The sequence below is a fragment of the Pseudomonas sp. LSJ-87 genome (genome assembly GCF_032971465.1).
GTDB lineage: Bacteria > Pseudomonadota > Gammaproteobacteria > Pseudomonadales > Pseudomonadaceae > Aquipseudomonas > Aquipseudomonas putida_Z.
In genome coordinates this window covers 68589-88336 of sequence record NZ_JAWJYQ010000030.1, presented here as the reverse complement: position 1 = coordinate 88336, position 19748 = coordinate 68589, and the positions used below count along the sequence as shown (strand labels likewise).

Genomic DNA, 19748 nt, shown 5'->3' with positions numbered 1-19748 from the left:
GCTTATCCAAACCTGTGTCTTTTCGCGCCAAAGATAATAAAGCCTAGGTATAGGCTATACAGGGCAACTTCATGCAGGGTAAACGCTAGCAAAAACGTTTCCATTCCTGCATTTCTGAAAATGTAAAGTGTCGAGGTGATCGTGACGAAGTAGATCATCTGCCACAACGTACCTATCTTGATGTTGTGGTCCATCGCCAAAACGGTACTCAACGGGCTCACCGCAAACCGTATGGCCACAGCAAAAATAAGCACAGTGGCGTACTCGCCCGCCTTTCGCCAGGTCTCACCGAATACGAGGGCAAAGAGATCTGGGCCAACCACCCATACAAACGCCACCAAAGGCACCATCAAACCTAGCAAGCCGAAAAAGAGCTTGAGGACAAAGGGTGCCAGTCGGTCGGGATTCTCTCGCTGCAGCACCACGAAGCGCTGAAACAGCACTTGTGAGAACGAGGTTGCGATCAAGCTCATAGGCAAGTTCAGTGCTCTGAATGTGAGACTGAATATGCCAACGATGTGGGTATCGTAGAACTTGCTGAGCATGAGGACTGGCATCTGAACCGCCGCATTGTCCAGCAAAGCCCCGAAAGTCGAGTACTTAGGGAATTTGCTGTAACGTCGGGCGTTTTCGAGCATAGTTGCAAGGCTGACTCGTGAAAGCACTGCTCGATCTTCGCGCCATGTCCTAGTCAGAAACACCATCAGGCCGCCGACCTGCCCAACAAGGTAGCCAAGCACAAGACCACCAGCCGACAATCCGCCCAGTAGAAACTGGGCAAGAGTCATGCCTCCACCCTGCGTAACCCGGCTGACAGCCAGGCGCTTGAATTTCTTGGACCGGTTGTTCCAATAGTTCAATGCCTGCCACATGCCCGTCACGAAAACCGTTATCGGCAACAGGTAAAGCCACGGCCCAATTGCCTTGTTGTTGAGCAGTACCTGGATGTCGTCGTTGAACATGGAGACAACCATCAGAAGCACAAGACTGATAGCGCTCGCTATACAAACCGACAACGTAACCAGGCTGGCTGCGTCCTCGTCTCGCTCGGGCAACATCACTGCGATTTCATACCTGGCCGTGATGATGACTGAAATCATCCCCGCCAAGGACATATATAGCGCCAACACGCCGAAATCTTCCGGCGTGTACAGGCGCGTCAACAAAGGCATTGCCGCGATCGGAATCGCCTGCGCCAGCGTAGTGCCGGTCATCAGCGTCAACACATTACGCAGGAAATCATTCTTTCCGTTCTTCACGGCACGCAATGCTTTCAGCACGCTTTTAGCGCCGCGACAATGGCTTCCTGGTCCGCCAGGGCCAGATACGGATGCATCGGCAGGCTCATCACCTGACCAGCAATCTCGTCACCGACCGGCAACTGAGCGGCAGCGTCAGCCACTGCGGGTTGCTTGTTCAGCGGAATCGGGTAGTGCACGGCTGTAGGTACACCGGCCTCCTTCAGCCTAGCCTGTACAGCATCCCTGTTCTGGACACGAACGGTGTACTGCGCATATGCACAGATATTGTGCGGTTCGATAAATGGGGTCGTTTCAATGCCCGCCTCGGCGAGAAGACGATCATAGTTATCGGCCACCTGTTGGCGCAGGGCTATCTCCTCCTCGAAGATCTCGAGCTTGGGCAGCAGGATGGCTGCTTGCAAGGTGTCCAGCCGGCTATTCACACCGACGCGAATATGGTGATAACGACGATCCTGACCATGGCGCGCGATTTGACGAAGCACGGTTGCAAGCTGGTCGTCATTCGTGAAAATGGCACCGCCATCGCCATAGCAACCCAGTGGCTTGCTTGGGAAGAAGCTGGTGCAGGATATAGTCGAAAGATTGCAGGAGCGCTTCCCTTTATAGGACGCGCCAAAGCTCTGGGCTGCGTCCTCGATGACCGGGATACCGTACTTGGCAGCGATAACATTGATCGCATCGAAATCAGCGCATTGACCATACAGGGATACCGGAATGATCGCCTTGGTACGGGGAGTGATCGCTGCCTCGAGCAATGCAGGGTCGAGGTTGTAGGTACGTGGGTCTACATCCACATACACGGGCTTCGCCCCCAGCAATGCTACTGTTTCAGCAGTTGCGATATAGGTGAAGCCGGGGGTGATGACCTCATCGCCCGGGCCGATATTCAGCGCCATCTGAGCAATTTGCAGAGCATCGGTACCATTTGCGCAAGTGATGCAGTATTTCGCACCGACAAACTCAGCCAGGCGCGCTTCCAGCTCTGCCACTTCCGGGCCGAGGATGTACTGCCCATGGTCCAGTACGCGCTGGATGCCCGCGTCGATCTTGTCTTTGATGCGCGCTTGCTGGCTTTTCAGGTCAATGAATTCAATCATGTTCAAACATCCACCTTGTTCAGGGTCCCTTCGCTCAAAACGTAACGTGCGCCAGTATGCGAGCAAACGGCTTCGCCTTTCTCATCCAGCTCAAGTTGCTCACCAAACTCGCTCATCCAGCCGATTTGCCGGGCCGGAACGCCAACCATAAGGGCGTACGCTGGCACATCCTTGTTAATTACTGCGCCAGCACCGACGAAGGCGTACTCGCCAATAGTAACCCCGCAGACGATGGTGCAGTTGGCCCCCAGTGTCGCGCCTTTCTTGACCAGAGTGTCGCGGTACTGATCCTTTCGCTCGATCAACGAACGGGGATTGTAGACGTTGGTGAATACCATGCTCGGGCCACAGAACACGCCTTCTTCCAAGGTCACGTTGTCATATACCGACACGTTGTTCTGGACCTTGCAACGGTCGCCGATCACGACCTTGTTGCCAACGAACACGTTCTGCCCCAAGGAAACGCCTTCCCCAATACGGGCACCGGCACACACATGAACAAAGTGCCAGACCCGGGAGCCGTTACCGATCTGCGCGCCCTCATCGACGATGGCACTCGGATGCTGAGAGTAATTCATGTTTGAGACTCACACTTGATTGAGGTTGATCGAACGCATGCCGCATCGCTGCTGACGCGTGTTGCCCGTATCGACGAGCACCGAACCATTGGGATGGTGCCAATGCGGATAGTTGAGTTGGCGTTCATGATCGGGACGATGAAAAAACGCTACTGGAGAAAGCCATGAATTGAGACAAGGACTCTCGGTGACCATGCTTTCTGAATTGCGATCCCGCCAAGAAGAACCGGCCACGGGTAACGCTTAGGCGCTACCCGTTTGTTGTCCCGTCAGCGCGAAAGCGCCAGTACAAACGGGTGGCCTTCATTATCCGCCGCCGCAACAACCGGGGCGCTACGAATGGTGTTCACGGTTTCAACACAGTGACGCGCATCCTCGATACCGTAACCACGGCCAGCAAGGATCTCTTCATAGCTGGTGGTGTGCAGATCGGTGAAGCCTTCGGAGAACTCCATTTCCTCACCATTGACGGTGATCGAACGGTAGGTTGGCTTCTTGCCCTTCACCGACTCTGGCAGGTCATTGGCATCAACCGACAGGAACCAGCGTACACGTGCTTTCTCGTACTCCAGGTAACCGGCGGCCTTGTGCTCGGAGGTGAAGTGCACAACGTTGCGCTGCAGCTTGCCGAAGATGAAGTGCAGCATGTCGTAGAAGTGCACGCCGATGTTGGTGGCCACACCAAACGACTTGCGTGGGTCACCCTTCCAGCTTTGCAGGTACCATTTGCCGCGCGAGGTGATGTAGGTCAGGTCGACTTCATACTTGTGCGGGTTGTTTTCGCGGGCAACCTTGTCCTTCAGGGCAAGGATTGCCTGATGATGGCGCAGTTGCAGGATGTTGTACAGGCGCTTGCCGGTTTCCTGCTCGACCAGGGCCAACTCGTCCAGTTGCTGCGGGGTCGGGACCAGCGGCTTTTCGCAGATCACGTCACAACCCAGGCGCAGGCCTGCGGCAATGTGCGGGTGGTGCAGGTAGTTGGGCGAGCAGATCGCAACGTAGTCCAGGGCAGTAGCCGGGTTACGCTTCAAGCCATGGGCGTGGTCGAGGAAGAACTCGAACTCGGTGAAGAACTCGCTCTGCGGCGAGATACTGTCGATGATACCTACCGAGTCATTGATGTCGTACGCAGAGACCAGGCGGTTGCCGGTGTCCTTGATGGCGCGCATGTGGCGAGGGGCGATATAGCCTGCAGCACCGATGAGAGCAAAGTTTTTCATGAGGCTTCCTTTGAAGACGAATGAATCCGCCTGCCCTTGAGGGCCAGGCGGATCAATTTGCTGGCGACGCCGATCAGGCCTTGATGACGTGCGCGGTCGGCGTGCGGTACTTGCCGCGGCTGTCGACAATCAGCTTGGCCTTGGCTTCGATCAGGGCATAGTCGAACTTGTCGTGATCGGTGGCCAGTACCACAGCGTCGAAGCTTGCCAGGTTCTCAGCGGTGAGCGGCTCGCTGCTCAGCTCGAAGTGGTGCTCGCGCATCTTCGGGAACACCGGCACGTGCGGGTCGCTGTAGGCAACCACGCCACCCTTGGCTTCGATCAGCTCCATGATTTCGACGGATGGCGACTCGCGCATGTCGTCGACGTTCTTCTTGTAGGCGATACCCAGAACCAGCACGCGGCTGCCCTTGAGTGCCTTGCCGGCATCGTTCAGGCCATCCATCAGCTTGCCCAGCACGTACTCAGGCATGGCCTGGTTGACTTCACCGGAAAGCTCGATGAAACGGGTATGCAGGCCGTACTCACGCGCCTTCCAGGTCAGGTAGAAGGGGTCGATCGGAATGCAGTGGCCGCCCAGGCCCGGGCCCGGGTAGTAAGGGGTGAAGCCGAAAGGCTTGGTCGCCGCGGCATCGACCACTTCGAAAATGTCGATACCCATGCGATCGGCGACGATTTTCATTTCGTTGACCAGGCCGATGTTCACCGCACGGTGAATGTTCTCCAGCAACTTGGTCATTTCAGCAGCTTTGGTGGAGCTTACTGGTACGACCTGATCGATAGCCTGCTCGTACAAGGCGATACCCACTTCCAGGCAATTTGGGGTGTGACCACCAATGACCTTCGGAATGGTGCGGGTTTCGAAGTTCGGGTTGCCCGGGTCTTCACGCTCTGGCGAATAGACCAGGTAGATGTTCTCGCCAACTACCAGGCCGCCTTCCTGCACACGTGGCAGCAGTTCTTCTTCGGTGGTACCTGGGTAGGTGGTGCTTTCCAGCGAAACCACCTGGCCTGCACGCAGGTAAGGCTTGATGGCGTCGGTGGTGTTGATCACGAAGCTCATGTCGGGCTCGCGATATTTGTTCAGCGGGGTGGGCACGCACAGGATCAGTGCATCGCACTCGCTGGCACGCTTGAAGTCGACGGTAGCTTCAAAGCCGGTTTCACGTGCCTTGCTGATATTGGCAGCCGGGATGTGTTCAATGTAGCTCTGGCCGGCATTGAGTTTATCGACTTTCGATTGATCGATATCAATACCCAGCACATTAAAACCAATGGCGTTATAACGCAGCATCAGCGGCAACCCGACATAACCGAGACCCACGATACCAATCAAGGCCTGCCGGCTTTTGAACTTCTCTACCACCGCATTCATATCTGTCATGCTTCCCAACTCACCTTGAATTTACCTGCCCGTTTCCACGGCTGAACAACGGGTTATTGAACCTTCTTCGATTCATTCGTCAGTCGAGTGAATCCATTCGGCGACAGCGCGCATTACACACGCTGTCGAGCAAAAAACGCCCACTTACATTCGCCCGGGGAGCGACCCGGTGGCTGCCACCAATGAGATGCGTCACAATGATATGCGGTTAGGCTTCGCCAATCCATCGGAGTTTTCCTGAGACATGTAACCGCCAAAGTGCCACCAAAACAACATCATACAATTGAGGGCTCAAGCTTGCGCATCACCCAGCCTGGCGTGGTTCTGCCCTGTCAATTCGTCGGGTATGACGCGATGTGCCGAACCCTCGATTTCAAGAACTCGTTGCTGCCTCGCATGGTCCTTGAAAGCACCTCGCAGCAGCGCAGCGACTGTTCCGAGCAACAGGCCGCCGATAAATGCAATTAGCACGATGAGTGCTTTGCGCGGCTTCAAAGGCTTGTTGGAGAGCACCGCACGCTGATCGATATTCACCAGGTGCAGCCCCTCCAACTGGGTATCGATGGCTTGCAAGCGCGCACGCTCCACGCGAAGCGCTTCGACCCCTTCCAAGAACGCCGCTTCGCTCGCCCGGGCCTTGATTGCCTGGACTTTGCGGTTGGTCGAAAGCAGGATAAGTTCTTTGCGGATCTGACCGATTCTAGGCTCGACAAAGTCATCTGAGGTACGTTTGCGCAATGCAGCGCGCTCAGCCTCCAGCACTTCGGTGCCCATGAAGTACAGCGGCACCGGCCTACCGTTTACCTCGGTACGAATGATATTGCCATTTGTCGCGCTTTCATCAGCCATCAATGAAGGTGTCGAAGGTTTTTTCAAACCGAGGCTTCGCGCAACACTGATAGCCTCATCAAGCTCGGCCAGGCGCGCCTCGCGCTGCAATTTCAACTGAACGCGCAAAGCCTTGAGCTCATCATTGAGTTGCGCACGCTTGATCGCATCTGCCTCTTCGAGACGGGCGATACTGCTTTCATTCCCTGCCTCATATTCCGACACTGCGGAATTGAGCTTTTTGTCCACCTCTGCCAAGCGGTTGGCCAAAATAATCTGCATATCCTTGGATAGCTGGCTACGCTCGCGCTCAATGGCATAATCGACGAAATCGTTGAGAATGGCCGCGCCATTCACGCCCTTTTCATAACGCATTTTCAACCCGATAAAATCGCTCAACAGATCGTTCTTTTTCGGGTCAGCCAAGACTACGCTGAGCGCATCTCGGTTGAAGTCTTCAAATGCCTGCTCGACGCTTTGCCCTTCATCCTGAAAAGCATCGATCAGATCTGGCCTGGAACGAAAGAAGTCGAGCCTAGCGTTATAAGAGTCCAGCGTCGCACCGACTCTCTTGAGTGCTGCCTCTGGCGGCAAAGAATAGATTTTTGTTCGATTCAAGGCGTCCAGCTGGTTGAGGGCGACAGGCCTTAAACTCGTTGACGCCTCATATACAGGCGTAATGTTGTAGGCGACTGCGGCACCGACAAGCGCACAGACGCCCCCAACAGCAACAATTAGCAAACGCCTACGCCAGATTGTGCGCAGAACGTTGAAAAGATCGATTTCGCCTGAAGCGGCCATGGAGGGGGAACGCACAACGCTATTCACATTACTTCCCTGTCTAAAACGGGGTTAACCAAGACAGGCAGGGCAGATCAGCGTGTCGTGCTCGCTCTTCCAGCTTTCCATGTCATCGGCGACGAAAGGCTATTGTTGCACCTTCCGCAAGCGACAACAACGCTTGAGGATGCTTTGCGATCAGGGAAGTTCCCTTCCGTTCGTCGCTTTGCGCCTACACCATATGTCCCGCCCCAGGGCAACCAACACACCAAGCGCTACCCCTACCAACGCCGATAGCAACATGATGATGGCTTTTCGCGGCTTGATCGGTTTGTCAGGCTGGGAAACGGCGCCATCCTGCTGGTACATCGCAACGAGGGATGGGTCGACCTTCAACGTGCGCAAGAAGCTCAGCTTTTCCTGCTTTTCACGCAAATTCCGGATGAACGGGTCGTCCGATGAGCGCGCTTCCAGGTTGGCGATTTCTGCCTCCAGCGCCTTGGTACCGCGCATGTAGGTAAGAGCCCCATTCATACCGGCAGACACTTCCTTGGACAGCGTCTCGGAAATGATCGGCGGCTTTTCCAGGCCAATCGACCGCGCTACGCGCAACGCCTCCTTGAGTTGGGCAATCTGGTCCACACGCTGATTGCTGGCAGTGGCTCGCGCAGCCTTGATTTGCTGATCAAGGTTGTCAGCCATGATCGATATATCACTGCGGGTACCGCTCAACAACTCGTTCTTTGCTCGCTCCGCAGCCAACTCGGCGTAATTCGACACCCAGGTCGCCGCAAGGCGCGGGTCTTCCAGGTTCGCCGTCAGCACATAACGATCCGGCATGTCTTTGCTAGCCACGGCCACTTTCAACATGCCGTTGAACTGAGCATACAAGGCATCACGAGAACCGCCCCGCTCTTCTTCGGTCAGCATGGGCAGGAAGGCGCTGCGAAAGAATTTGTCTCGTACTGCTTCAGACTGAAGGGACTTGAGGTAAATGCTGTACACATCCTTGGCACTCAGTGGCGCCAGGCCCGTTCCCTCACCACGACCGTAGTTCAGCTGGGCAATCTCGCTCTGGGAGGGGGGCTGAATATAGAGCTTCGCCTCATATACCGGCGAAACCAGCATCACATAAGCCAACCCCAAAGCAATCACCGGTACCGCAACCAGCCCCACCCAGACCTTCTGGCGCCAAACACCCTGCACAAGCTCAATCAGGTCAATCTCGTCACTACCACTCAGGCGCTCGCGTTCATTGCGCATTTAGTCTTTTTTTCCTTGGGTCTGTCTGATTGCATCATCTTGGGGCACGCTTCCGACCTAAGCGACTCAATACCCCTCGAATCAAGCGTAGCGGCTATTTGCCACTCTTTCCGCCACACTTCTAACATTACTTCCAAGCAGTAGTAGAAAGACCCGCCTCGCAAAAGTTCCTCACTTTCTGACAGACATCAACCTTCCCGCCAGAAGGTCATTTCGCGACTGTGACACACACCTCATTCCCTGACCGTGCGAGCCTTTCGCGCAGCGCAGCCGCAAGCGTCTGCTTCGCCCTTTGCTCGCCATGCACCAACACTATCCGCCGGGCATTACAGCCGTGCGCGAACGCCACCAGCTGCGCCTGATCCGCATGCCCCGAGTAGCCACCCAGTGTCATCACCTTCGCCCGGATCTCATACATCTGCCCATCCAGATCAATCTGCACAAACCCTTCTGCCCCTTCACTCGCCTGTATCACCGCGCCCGGCGTACCCTTGGCCTGGTAACCGACAAACATCACCTCATGTCGCGGATCCCCCAGCATGGCCTTCAGGTAATTGACGATGCGCCCACCCGAGCACATGCCATTGCCGGCAATCACGATCGCCGGCCGCCCGGTGCTCTTCAGGTAATTGACCACCTGCTGGTGGCGGGCGTGGGTGTCCACGCTGATCAGCTGACTGAAACCCAACGGATCGCGCCCTTCGGCAAGGCGCGCCCGGGCTTCGGCATTCCAGTAGTCGTGCAGCTCCCGGTATACACCGGTAATGCGCTGGGCCAGGGGCGAGTCGAGGATGATGGGCAATTGCGACCAGTCGAGCGGGTCGCCATCGGGGGCCGGGCCGGCCTTGTTCAGCAAGGCCTTGCGATGAAGAATGCTTTCGAGTTCGTACAGCAACTCCTGGGTACGGCCGAGGCTGAACACTGGAATGAGCAGCGTGCCCTGGTCAGCCAGGGCGCGGTCGATGGCCGCTTCCAGTCGCTGCTGACGGTCGCCTGCAGGCGGGTGCAGGCGGTCGCCGTAGGTGCTTTCCAGTACCAGTACATCGGCCCGTTCCGGGGGTTGCACTGGGCGCAGCAAGGGGTTGCCGCAGGCGCCGAGGTCACCGGAGAAAACGTAGCGGGTGCTGGCTTGCGCGGACTGCACATCGCATTCGACATAGGCCGAACCCAGCAGATGCCCGGCGCGTTGCAGGCGAATGCGACAGGTGAGCCCTGGTTGCTCGACCAGGGTGTGCCACTGCTCGAAAGGCAGGGGCACGATCAGGTCGCGAATGAACTCCAGGTACCTTGCCACTTGGGCGGGCTCGCTGCTGATGCTCAGCTTGTAGGCGTCTTCCAGCACCAGTGGCAGCAACCGGGCGGACGGCTCGCTGCACAGGATGGGGCCTCGGTAGCCGGCAGCCAGCAGTGCCGGGATGCGGCCAACGTGGTCGAGATGCACATGGGTGATGACCAGGGCCTGGATGCCCTGCACGCCGAAACCGAGTGGTGCCGATGCTGCGCCTGGCGCGGCCTCGGCGCCCTGCTCCAGGCCGCAGTCGATCAGCAGACTGGTGGACGGGTCGAGGTGCAGTTGATGGCAGGAACCGGTGACGCCGCGGGTGCCACCATGATGGGAAAGGACGGGATATTCCATGCTGCGCACACTCGCCAGGGCCGAAAATGAAGTGCGTTATTACTCCATGACGGCCGGCGCAGGCATAGGTGACACTTTCCCAAACGGATGTAGGAAATGCCCTTAGTTACCGCTCAATGCTGCCTGGCGGGCAGAAGCCTTGATCTTGCGCTTGCTGCGCTGCACGCCGTAGGCACCCAACAGCGGACCGACTGCCAGGCCAATGACCAGGGCGGCCAGAACCAGCACAGCGACCGGCATGGCCGGGGCAGCCCAACCGAACAGGACCAACGAGACGGTTTGCTGGTTCTCCAGCACGAAGAACAGCACCACAGCCGCCAACAGCAGCACGAACACCGCCGCCAGGGCGCGCTTGAGGTTACGCATCAGATTGCTCCTTGTGGAATCAGGTGTGGGCCTCATGCTCTTCTTCATTGACCCGGTCGCGCAACTCTTTGCCGGGCTTGAAGTGCGGCACGAACTTGCCTTCGAGGCTGACCGACTGGCCGGTCTTCGGGTTACGGCCTACGCGAGGGGCGCGATAGTGCAGCGAGAAGCTGCCAAAACCGCGGATCTCGATGCGATCGCCAGTGGCAAGGCATTGTGACATCTGCTCAAGCATGGTCTTGATGGCCAGCTCCACGTCCTTGGACGAGAGCAGCCCCTGATGGGTGACAATACGTTCGATCAGCTCCGACTTCGTCATATTTTTCCCTTCGTTATCAAGCAGCTAGATCATTGCTTAACCAGTTTGTAGCACGCTGGGAGGGATTTGAACAGGGTGGTTCTTGACTTAATAAAAAAATTCAAGATTGAAGTTTTACAGGAATGGTCTAGCTGGCGGCGCGTGGCAGGCCCGGCCTCATCGCCGGCAAGCCAGCTCCCACAGGGATAGTGCAGGCTTTTGGAAATCGGGCTTGGGTCGCCGGCCCTGCAGAGATGCTGCCTGTTTCGAAGCCAGGTACCGGCCTGTCGAGAGCAGGCTTTTCGCGACACAGGGCCGCTTCACAAGGGGATCGTGCAAGTACTGGGAAAATGGGCCAGACCACTGCCCCCGCATGGACATCACCTGCCTTGAGGCCAGCACAGCCCATGTGGGAGCGGGCGCGCCCGCGAACACCGGCGTAGCCGGTGCCATCCATCGCGTCGCCTGCTTCGCGGGCATGCCCGCTCCCACAGGGGATCGCGCCAGTTTCTGGAGAGTTGGGCACACCGTTATACCACTGAGGCAGCACAAGGCTACACCACCTTCTGGGTGAAAGTGGGCACACCAGCTATTGGAGCCCGAACGCCTATGCCAATTGCTGCCGGGAGCCCGCTCGGGAAAAGCGTTTGCGCATCGCCAAGGCAGGCTTCTCTACCAGCCCCCACGACACATACCCCGCCAACCAGGACGCCGGCACGGCCGCCAACATCAGCCAGTAAGGCCCAGCCCATGGCATTGCCCACGCCAACACCTGCTGGATCGGAAATGCATACAGGTAGATGCCGTACGAGTAATCCTCCACAAACGAAGGAAGCTTCAACTGCGGGCAATAAGCTACGTACAACGTGCCGTACATCGTCAGAACAGCAAACGCAAAAACCTCAAGGCGTCCACCCTTGGCCAACAAGAACAACGCAACAAAGGCAATCAACAGCCAGCCGGTATACGGGATCACCGCCCGGTATGAATAGAACACCGCCCCTGCCAGGAAGCACACCACCAGCTTGAACGGGTACTCCGCAAAGGCTGGATGCAAGGTGTGCAAGCCCAGTGCAATCACCAACGCGGCAAGCGTCAAACCTGTCATCGGCCACCGGCAAACCTTGGCCACCAGCACCAATAGCCACAGCACCACGTACATGCGCATTTCCAATGGGATGGTCCACAGGCTGCCATTGACCGAAGCCCCATAGGGGCGCGGGGTAAAGCTCACCCCAGGCAACAGGAACTGGGCATCCTTGAAAACCAGCAATGGGCTATAGACGTACCTGTAAACCTGGCGCTGGGAAAGATACTCACCAAGCGGCAGCGAGGTAATGACAGGCCCTAGCACAAAGGCCATGAGCAGCAGGCACACGAGTAAGCCAGGCAAGATCCGCAATGCGCGGGCCAGGTAGAAATCCCGGGTGCTATTTTTTTCACCACTGGCCGCGATCAGGAAACCGCTGACCATGAAGAATACTTCCACGCCCAGGCTATGAACGGGCACCGGCATACCCAGCAGCAGCCCAGGGTCGGTGCAACTCAGGCACTCCAGATAGGAGAGCGCAAAGGAATGCCCCACCACTACGGCAGTTGCCGCCAGCAGCCTGATGATCAGGAAATTGTTATCGCGCCCGCGACCTTCCATGACGTCGCCAAACATCAACATCGCACAATCCCCCGACATGGCCTTCTTTCAGCATAAAAAAAGGCGACCCGAAGGTCGCCTTTTTTTACCGATCAAACAGAACTCAGTTCTGCTTGGCCATTGCTTCGCGCAGCAGCGCAGCCATGGTGGTGTCGGCAGCCGCTTCCGGAGCGTTTTTCAGGCTCTGGATGGCTTCGCGCTCTTCAGCATCGTCCTTCGACTTGATGGACAGGCTGATAACGCGGGACTTGCGGTCAACGCTGATGATCTTGGCTTCGATCTCTTCGCCTTCCTTCAGGACGTTACGCGCGTCTTCAACGCGGTCACGGCTGATTTCGGAAGCTTTCAGAGTAGCTTCGATGTCGTCGGCCAGAGTGACGATGGCGCCTTTGGCGTCAACTTCTTTCACGATGCCCTTGACGATAGCGCCCTTGTCATTGACAGCAACGAAGTTGGAGAACGGATCGTCTTCCAGCTGCTTGATGCCCAGGGAGATGCGCTCGCGCTCTGGGTCGACCGACAGGATGACGGTTTCCAGCTCGTCGCCCTTCTTGAAACGACGCACGGCTTCTTCGCCGGTTTCGTTCCAGGAGATGTCGGACAGGTGAACCAGACCGTCGATGCCGCCGTCCAGGCCGATGAAGATACCGAAGTCGGTGATCGACTTGATGGTACCGGTGATCTTGTCACCCTTGTTGAACTGGCCGGAGAAGTCTTCCCATGGGTTGGACTTGCACTGCTTGATGCCCAGGGAGATACGACGACGCTCTTCGTCGATGTCCAGAACCATGACTTCCACTTCGTCGCCAACCTGAACGACTTTCGACGGGTGGATGTTCTTGTTGGTCCAGTCCATTTCGGAAACGTGTACCAGACCTTCAACGCCTTCTTCCAGCTCAGCGAAGCAGCCGTAGTCGGTCAGGTTGGTAACGCGAGCCTGTACGCGAGTACCTTCTGGGTAACGGGCAGTGATAGCTACCCACGGATCTTCGCCCATCTGCTTCAGACCCAGCGAAACGCGGTTGCGCTCACGGTCGAACTTCAGAACGCGTACGTCGACTTCGTCGCCAACGTTAACGATTTCCGATGGGTGCTTGATGCGCTTCCAAGCCATGTCGGTGATGTGCAGCAGGCCGTCGATACCGCCCAGGTCCACGAAGGCGCCGTAGTCGGTGAGGTTCTTGACGATACCCTTGACCTGTTGGCCTTCCTGCAGGGTTTCCAGCAGGGCTTCGCGCTCGGCGCTGTTCTCGGCTTCCAGCACGCTGCGACGGGAAACGACAACGTTGTTGCGCTTCTGGTCCAGCTTGATGACCTTGAATTCCAGCTCTTTGCCTTCCAGGTGGGTGGTGTCGCGCACAGGGCGGACATCAACCAGGGAGCCCGGCAGGAACGCACGGATGCCGTTAACGTCGACAGTGAAGCCGCCCTTAACCTTACCGTTGATAACGCCCTTGACCACTTCTTCGGCGGCGAAAGCTGCTTCCAGAACAATCCAGCACTCGGCGCGCTTGGCTTTTTCACGGGACAGTTTGGTTTCGCCAAAGCCGTCTTCGACCGCGTCCAGCGCAACGTGAACTTCGTCACCGACCTTGATGGTCAGCTCGCCAGCTTCGTTGTAGAACTGCTCGAGCGGGATGACGCCCTCGGACTTCAGGCCAGCGTGTACGGTAACCCAGTCGCCGTCGATGTCGACAACGATACCGGTGATGATGGCACCCGGCTGAAGATTGAGGGTTTTCAGGCTTTCTTCAAAGAGTTCTGCAAAGCTTTCGCTCATTTTAATTCCTGTAGATTCGGGCGAAACAGACGCCCACAGCCACATTCCAGACAATGTGGGTTTGTTTTAAGTAAAGGAAAGCCGGCAGGACGTTGACTGGTGCCCCTGCCTGCTTTCCTGGCTATCAGAGAAGGTCGCGCAGTGCGATCTCGCTCCTGATACGTTGCAACACCTGCTCGATGGACAACTCGGTAGAGTCCAACTGAATGGCATCGACCGCTGGCTTCAGCGGGGCCACTGCACGTTGGGTGTCGCGCTCATCACGCGCACGAATCTCATCCAGCAGACTCGACAGACTAACATCTTCACCCTTGCCCTTCAACTGCAGGTAGCGGCGACGCGCCCGCTCCTCCGCGCTGGCGGTGAGGAAGACTTTCAACGGCGCGTCCGGGAACACCACGGTGCCCATGTCGCGGCCGTCGGCGATCAGGCCCGGCGCCTCGCGGAATTCGCGCTGGCGCACCAGCAGTGCATCACGCACGGCCGGCAGCGAAGCAACCATCGAGGCACCGGCGCCGACGGTTTCGGTGCGGATGACGTTGCTGACGTCCTCGCCCTCGAGGATGATCTGTTGCAGCTTACCGGGCTCGGCGGCGATGAACTGCACATCCAGATGGGCGGCAAGCTTGGTCAGCAACTCTTCGTTGGTCAGGTCGACACCGTGGTTGCTGGCGTTGAACGCCAGCAGACGGTACAGCGCGCCAGAGTCCAGCAACCTCCAGCCCAGCTCGCGGGCCAGCAGCCCGGCGACCGTACCCTTGCCCGAACCGCTTGGCCCGTCGATGGTGATGACCGGCGCCAGGGTACTCACGACTTGCCCTCTTCCGCCACGCGGATACCCACCTCGGCGCACAGCGCCAGGAAGTTGGGGAACGAGGTGGCGACGTTGGCGCAATCGTGGATGCGGATCGGCGCGCTGGCGCGCAGCGAGGCAACGCTGAAGGCCATGGCGATACGGTGGTCACCGTGGCCATGCACTTCGCCGCCACCCAACTGGCCGCCGTCGATGATGATGCCGTCCGGGGTCGGCTCGCACTTGATGCCCAGGGTGATCAGGCCGTCGGCCATGACCTGGATACGGTCGGATTCCTTCACCCGCAGCTCCTCGGCACCACGCAGCACGGTACGCCCTTCGGCGCAGGCAGCGGCGACGAACAACACCGGGAACTCGTCGATGGCCAGTGGCACCAGCTCTTCAGGAATGTCGATACCCTTCAGCTTGGCACCACGCACACGCAGGTCGGCCACCGGCTCGCCGCCGACTTCACGCTGGTTTTCCAGGGTGATGTCGCCGCCCATCAGGCGCAGGATGTCGATCACGCCGGTACGGGTCGGGTTGATGCCAACGTGCTCCAGCACCAGTTCGGAGCCTTCGGCGATGGACGCCGCCACCAGGAAGAACGCCGCCGAGGAAATGTCGGCCGGCACTTCGATACGGGTGGCAGTGAGCTTGCCGCCGGACTGCAGCGAGGCCACCGGGCCGTTGCTGTCGACGCTGTAGCCGAAGCCGCGCAGCATGCGTTCGGTGTGGTCACGGGTTGGCGCAGGCTCGGTTACGGTGGTCTTGCCTTCGGCGTACAGGCCGGCCAGCAGCAGGCAGGATTTGACCTGGGCACTGGCCATCGGCAGCGTGTAGGTCAGCGCCTTGAGCTTGTGGCCACCGCGGATGGTCAGCGGCGGGCGGCCTTCAGGGCCGGTCTCGACCACGGCACCCATTTCGCGCAGCGGGTTGGCCACACGGTTCATCGGGCGCTTGGACAGCGAAGCGTCGCCGGTCATGGTCACGTCGAACGGCTGGCCGGCCAGCAGGCCCGACAGCAGGCGCATCGAGGTACCCGAGTTGCCCACGTAAAGCGGCCCAGGTGGCGGCTTGAGGCCGTGCAGGCCGACGCCGTGAATGGTCACGCGACCGTGGTTGGGGCCTTCGATGACCACACCCATGTCACGGAATGCCTGCAGGGTCGCCAGCGCGTCCTCACCCTCGAGGAAGCCTTCGACCTCGGTGGTGCCTTCGGCCAGCGAGCCGAGCATGATCGAGCGGTGGGAAATCGACTTGTCGCCCGGTACGCGGATTCGCCCGGACAGGCGGCCACCCGGTTGGGCCAGGAAAATCAGATCGTTGGCGTTCATAGCGTCCACATAGGCCCGGCGGGCCAGGATTTTACTGAAATGCTCGCGGGCAACGCGTGCGCGGGTGAATACACCCAGCAGCTGGTGCCCGTCCCCTTCAGCGATCGCGTCGCGCAAGGCGTCGAGATCGCTGCGATATGTATCAAGCGTGCGCAGGACAGCGTCGCGGTTGGCGAGAAAGATGTCGTGCCACATGGTCGGGTCGCTGCCGGCGATTCTCGTGAAATCGCGGAAGCCTCCCGCAGCGTACCGGAAGATCTCGAGGTTTTCATTGCGCTTGGCCAGTGAATCGACCAGGCCGAAGGCCAGCAGGTGCGGCAGGTGGCTGGTGGCGGCAAGCACTTCGTCGTGGCGTTCGACCGACATGTGCTCCACATCGGCGCCCAGCTCGCGCCACAGGCGGTCGACCAGGGCCAGGGCGGCCGGGTGGGTTTCGGCCAGCGGCGTGAGGATGACCTTGTGCCGACGGAACAGGGTGGCGTTGGAGGCTTCTACCCCGCTCTGCTCGGAGCCGGCGATGGGGTGGCCGGGGACGAAGCGCGGCAGGCGCCCCCCAAACACTTCCCGCGCGGCGCGCACTACGTTGCCCTTGGCGCTGCCGACGTCGGTGATGACAGCATCGCCAAGGTCAAGCCCGGCCAGACGGGCCAGCACCTTCTCCATGGCCAGGATCGGCACGGCCAACTGGATGACATCGGCACCGACACAGGCGGCGGCAAGGTCTTCCTCGCAGCGGTCGACCACGCCCAGGGCCACGGCCTGCTTGCGCGAGGGCGCGTCCAGGTCGACACCGACCACTTCGCGGCACAGGCCGCTTTCACGCAGGCCCTTGGCGAAGGAGCCACCGATCAGGCCGAGGCCGACCACGACCAGGCGGTTGATGATTGGCGCGGGTTTGGTTGTTACTGCTTTTACCACTGGTGCGAACCCTGTTCAGAAATCTAGACAGCCTGTGAGGCCCATCGGGGCTGCCTTGCAGCCCATCGCCGGCAAGCCAGCTCCCACAGAGACCGCGCACACCTGGAGGCTTGTGCTGTACCTGTGGGAGCCGGCTTGCCGGCGATGGGCCGCACAGCGGCCCCGGCAATCTTCGATCAAAGCACCGCCTTCGGATACGAACCCAGCACCTTCAGCGCCACAGCCTCCTGGCTGATCTGCTCGAGCACCGCCTTGATCAGCGGGTCGCGGTGGTGGCCGACGAAGTCGATGAAGAACACGTAGGTCCACTTGCCGCTGCGCGATGGGCGGGTCTCGATGCGAGTCAGGTCGATGCCGTTCTGGTGGAACGGTACCAGCAGCTCGTGCAAGGCACCCGGCTTGTTGCTCATCGAAACGATAATCGAGGTCTTGTCGTCGCCGGTCGGCGGCACTTCCTGGTTGCCGATCATCAGGAAGCGCGTGGAGTTGTCCGGGCGGTCTTCGATCTTTTCGGCCAGGCGAGTCAAACCGTACAGGTTGGCCGCCATATCGCCGGCGATCGCCGCCGAATTCCACTCGCCCTTGACCCGCTTGGCCGCCTCGGCATTGCTCGACACGGCCACGCGCTCCACGTTCGGGTAGTGCGCGTCCAGCCACTTGCGGCACTGGGCCAGCGACTGGGCGTGGGAGTAGATACGGGTGATGCTGTCGGTCTTGGTGTTCTCGCCCACCAGCAGGTGGTGGTGGATGCGCAGCTCGACCTCGCCGCAAATCACCATGTCGTGCTCGAGGAAGCTGTCCAGGGTGTGGCTGACCGCGCCTTCGGTGGAGTTTTCCACCGGCACCACGCCGAAGTTGACGGCACCGGCCGCCACTTCGCGGAACACTTCGTCGATGGCCGCCATCGGCCGGCTGATCACCGCGTGGCCGAAGTGCTTCATGGCCGCTGCCTGGGTGAAGGTGCCTTCAGGGCCGAGGTAGGCGATTTTCAGCGGCTCTTCCAGGGCCAGGCACGACGACATGATTTCGCGGAACAGCCGCGCCATCTCTTCGTTGTCCAGCGGGCCCTTGTTGCGCTCCATCACGCGCTTGAGCACGGCTGCTTCACGCTCGGGGCGGTAGAACACCGGCTTTTCGCCTTCCGCCAGCGAGGCGGTCTTGACCTTGGCCACTTCCTGGGCGCAACGGGCGCGCTCGCTGATCAGCTCGAGGATCTTCTCGTCGAGGCTGTCGATGCGAACGCGCAGCGCCTTCAGTTCGTGCTCGGACATCAGCCGTGCTCCTTCTCGAATTCGGTCATGTAGGCCACCAGGGCTTCGACTGCTTCAAGGCCCAGGGCGTTGTAGATGGAGGCACGCATGCCGCCTACCGAACGGTGGCCCTTGAGGTTGAGCAGGCCACGGGCATCGGCGCCGGCGAGGAAGGCCTTGTCCAGGCGCTCGTCAGCCAGACGGAACGGCACGTTCATCCACGAACGGGCGTTGTGGCTGATAGGGTTGGTGTAGAACTCGCTGCTGTCGATGAAACCGTACAGGCGGTCTTTCTTGGCGCGGTTGCGCTGCTCCATGGCATCGACGCCACCCTGCTCTTTCAGCCATTCGAACACCAGGCCCGAGAGGTACCAGGAGTAGGTGGCCGGGGTGTTGTACATCGAGCCGTTGTCGGCCGAGACCTTGTAGTCGAGCATGGTCGGGCAGCTGCTGCGGGCGCGGCCCAGCAGGTCTTCGCGCACGATCACCACGACCAGGCCGCTCGGGCCGATGTTCTTCTGCGCGCCAGCGTAGATCAGGCCGTACTGCGACACGTCGATCGGGCGCGAGAGAATGTCGGACGACATGTCGACCACCAGCGGTACGTCACCGGTTTCCGGTACCCAGTCGAACTGCAGGCCACCAATGGTCTCGTTGGACGCATAGTGCACGTAGGCAGCGTTCTTGGTCAGCTTCCAGTCGTTCTGGCCCGGGATGGCCAGGTAATCGTAGGGCTTGGCGCTGGCGGCGACGTTGACGTTGCCGAAGCGGCGCCCTTCCTCGATGGCCTTTTTCGACCAGATGCCGGTTTCGATGTAGTCGGCGGTGCCGTTTTCCGGCAGCAGGTTCAGCGGGATTTCGGCGAACTGCTGGCTGGCGCCGCCCTGCAGGAACAGCACCTTGTAGTTGGAGGGGACGGACAGCAGGTCACGCAGGTCCTGCTCGGCCTTTTCGGCGATGGCCACGTAATCATCGCTGCGATGGCTCATTTCCATCACCGACAAGCCCTTGCCACGCCAATCCAGCATCTCGGCCTGGGCGCGCTGCAGAACAGCGTCAGGAAGCGCGGCAGGGCCTGCGCAGAAGTTAAAGGCTCGTTTGCTCACATCCACTCTCGCTCTGCCAAATGGTACAAAATCGTAATTCGGTGCTGACCAACTAAAACTGTGTCGCCTGTCATGGGCCTGCCTTGCAGGCCATCGCCGGCAAGCCAGCTCCCACAAGGGCCGCGCAACCCTCGAAGCTCGCGCTGAACCTGTGGGAGCCCGGCTTGCCGGCGATGGGCCGCACAGCGGCCACGATGACCT

The 19748-nt window shown here is 59.2% G+C and carries 16 protein-coding genes; all 16 read right to left on the bottom strand.

Features of this window, described 5'->3' with window-relative positions:
* Positions 1 to 2: 2 nt before the first annotated feature.
* A complete protein-coding gene (locus RYH74_RS18685) occupies positions 3 to 1280 on the bottom strand; it encodes a lipopolysaccharide biosynthesis protein (protein WP_317409886.1) in 1278 nt (425 codons plus the stop codon).
* Complete coding sequence (locus RYH74_RS18680) at positions 1274 to 2359, bottom strand: DegT/DnrJ/EryC1/StrS family aminotransferase (RefSeq protein WP_317409885.1); 1086 nt, start codon at positions 2357 to 2359, stop codon at positions 1274 to 1276. The genes RYH74_RS18685 and RYH74_RS18680 overlap by 7 nt, the downstream gene beginning before the upstream one ends.
* A gap of 2 nt (positions 2360 to 2361) precedes the next feature.
* On the bottom strand, positions 2362 to 2937 hold the full coding sequence (wbpD, locus tag RYH74_RS18675) for a UDP-2-acetamido-3-amino-2,3-dideoxy-D-glucuronate N-acetyltransferase (RefSeq protein ID WP_317409884.1): 576 nt from the start codon (positions 2935 to 2937) through the stop codon (positions 2362 to 2364).
* A gap of 269 nt (positions 2938 to 3206) precedes the next feature.
* Positions 3207 to 4157: a UDP-N-acetyl-2-amino-2-deoxy-D-glucuronate oxidase gene (wbpB, locus tag RYH74_RS18670; protein ID WP_003260857.1), complete on the bottom strand. Its 951-nt coding sequence runs from the start codon at positions 4155 to 4157 to the stop codon at positions 3207 to 3209.
* 73 nt (positions 4158 to 4230) lie between these two features.
* Positions 4231 to 5541 carry a UDP-N-acetyl-D-glucosamine 6-dehydrogenase gene (wbpA, locus tag RYH74_RS18665; RefSeq protein ID WP_286919575.1) on the bottom strand — a complete coding sequence of 437 codons (1311 nt, stop codon included), beginning with the start codon at positions 5539 to 5541 and terminating at the stop codon, positions 4231 to 4233.
* A gap of 291 nt (positions 5542 to 5832) precedes the next feature.
* A complete protein-coding gene (locus RYH74_RS18660) occupies positions 5833 to 7197 on the bottom strand; it encodes a Wzz/FepE/Etk N-terminal domain-containing protein (RefSeq protein WP_317409883.1) in 1365 nt (454 codons plus the stop codon).
* A 150-nt stretch (positions 7198 to 7347) separates the two neighbouring features.
* Positions 7348 to 8412: an LPS O-antigen chain length determinant protein WzzB gene (locus RYH74_RS18655; RefSeq protein ID WP_317409882.1), complete on the bottom strand. Its 1065-nt coding sequence runs from the start codon at positions 8410 to 8412 to the stop codon at positions 7348 to 7350.
* 208 nt (positions 8413 to 8620) lie between these two features.
* On the bottom strand, positions 8621 to 10048 hold the full coding sequence (locus RYH74_RS18650; RefSeq protein WP_317409881.1) for an MBL fold metallo-hydrolase: 1428 nt from the start codon (positions 10046 to 10048) through the stop codon (positions 8621 to 8623).
* 102 nt (positions 10049 to 10150) lie between these two features.
* Positions 10151 to 10414 carry a lipopolysaccharide assembly protein LapA domain-containing protein gene (locus RYH74_RS18645; RefSeq protein ID WP_046615541.1) on the bottom strand — a complete coding sequence of 88 codons (264 nt, stop codon included), beginning with the start codon at positions 10412 to 10414 and terminating at the stop codon, positions 10151 to 10153.
* Between the two features lie 19 nt (positions 10415 to 10433).
* Positions 10434 to 10733: an integration host factor subunit beta gene (gene ihfB, locus RYH74_RS18640; protein ID WP_013971456.1), complete on the bottom strand. Its 300-nt coding sequence runs from the start codon at positions 10731 to 10733 to the stop codon at positions 10434 to 10436.
* A gap of 586 nt (positions 10734 to 11319) precedes the next feature.
* The gene (locus RYH74_RS18635; RefSeq protein WP_317409880.1) at positions 11320 to 12378 is read right to left on the bottom strand and encodes an acyltransferase; all 1059 of its coding nucleotides are present in this window, start codon (positions 12376 to 12378) and stop codon (positions 11320 to 11322) included.
* A gap of 88 nt (positions 12379 to 12466) precedes the next feature.
* Entirely contained in the window at positions 12467 to 14143 is a 1677-nt protein-coding gene (gene rpsA, locus RYH74_RS18630) for a 30S ribosomal protein S1 (protein WP_003252673.1), read from the bottom strand.
* Positions 14144 to 14267: 124 nt separating this feature from the next.
* Entirely contained in the window at positions 14268 to 14954 is a 687-nt protein-coding gene (cmk, locus tag RYH74_RS18625; RefSeq protein ID WP_075044059.1) for a (d)CMP kinase, read from the bottom strand.
* Positions 14951 to 17191: a bifunctional prephenate dehydrogenase/3-phosphoshikimate 1-carboxyvinyltransferase gene (locus RYH74_RS18620; protein WP_317409879.1), complete on the bottom strand. Its 2241-nt coding sequence runs from the start codon at positions 17189 to 17191 to the stop codon at positions 14951 to 14953. Before RYH74_RS18620 ends, cmk begins: the two co-directional genes overlap by 4 nt.
* Positions 17192 to 17367: 176 nt before the next feature.
* Positions 17368 to 18462 carry a prephenate dehydratase gene (gene pheA / locus RYH74_RS18615; RefSeq protein WP_013971453.1) on the bottom strand — a complete coding sequence of 365 codons (1095 nt, stop codon included), beginning with the start codon at positions 18460 to 18462 and terminating at the stop codon, positions 17368 to 17370.
* A complete protein-coding gene (serC, locus tag RYH74_RS18610; protein ID WP_317409878.1) occupies positions 18462 to 19547 on the bottom strand; it encodes a 3-phosphoserine/phosphohydroxythreonine transaminase in 1086 nt (361 codons plus the stop codon). The genes pheA and serC overlap by 1 nt, the downstream gene beginning before the upstream one ends.
* Between the last annotated feature and the right edge of the window lie 201 nt (positions 19548 to 19748).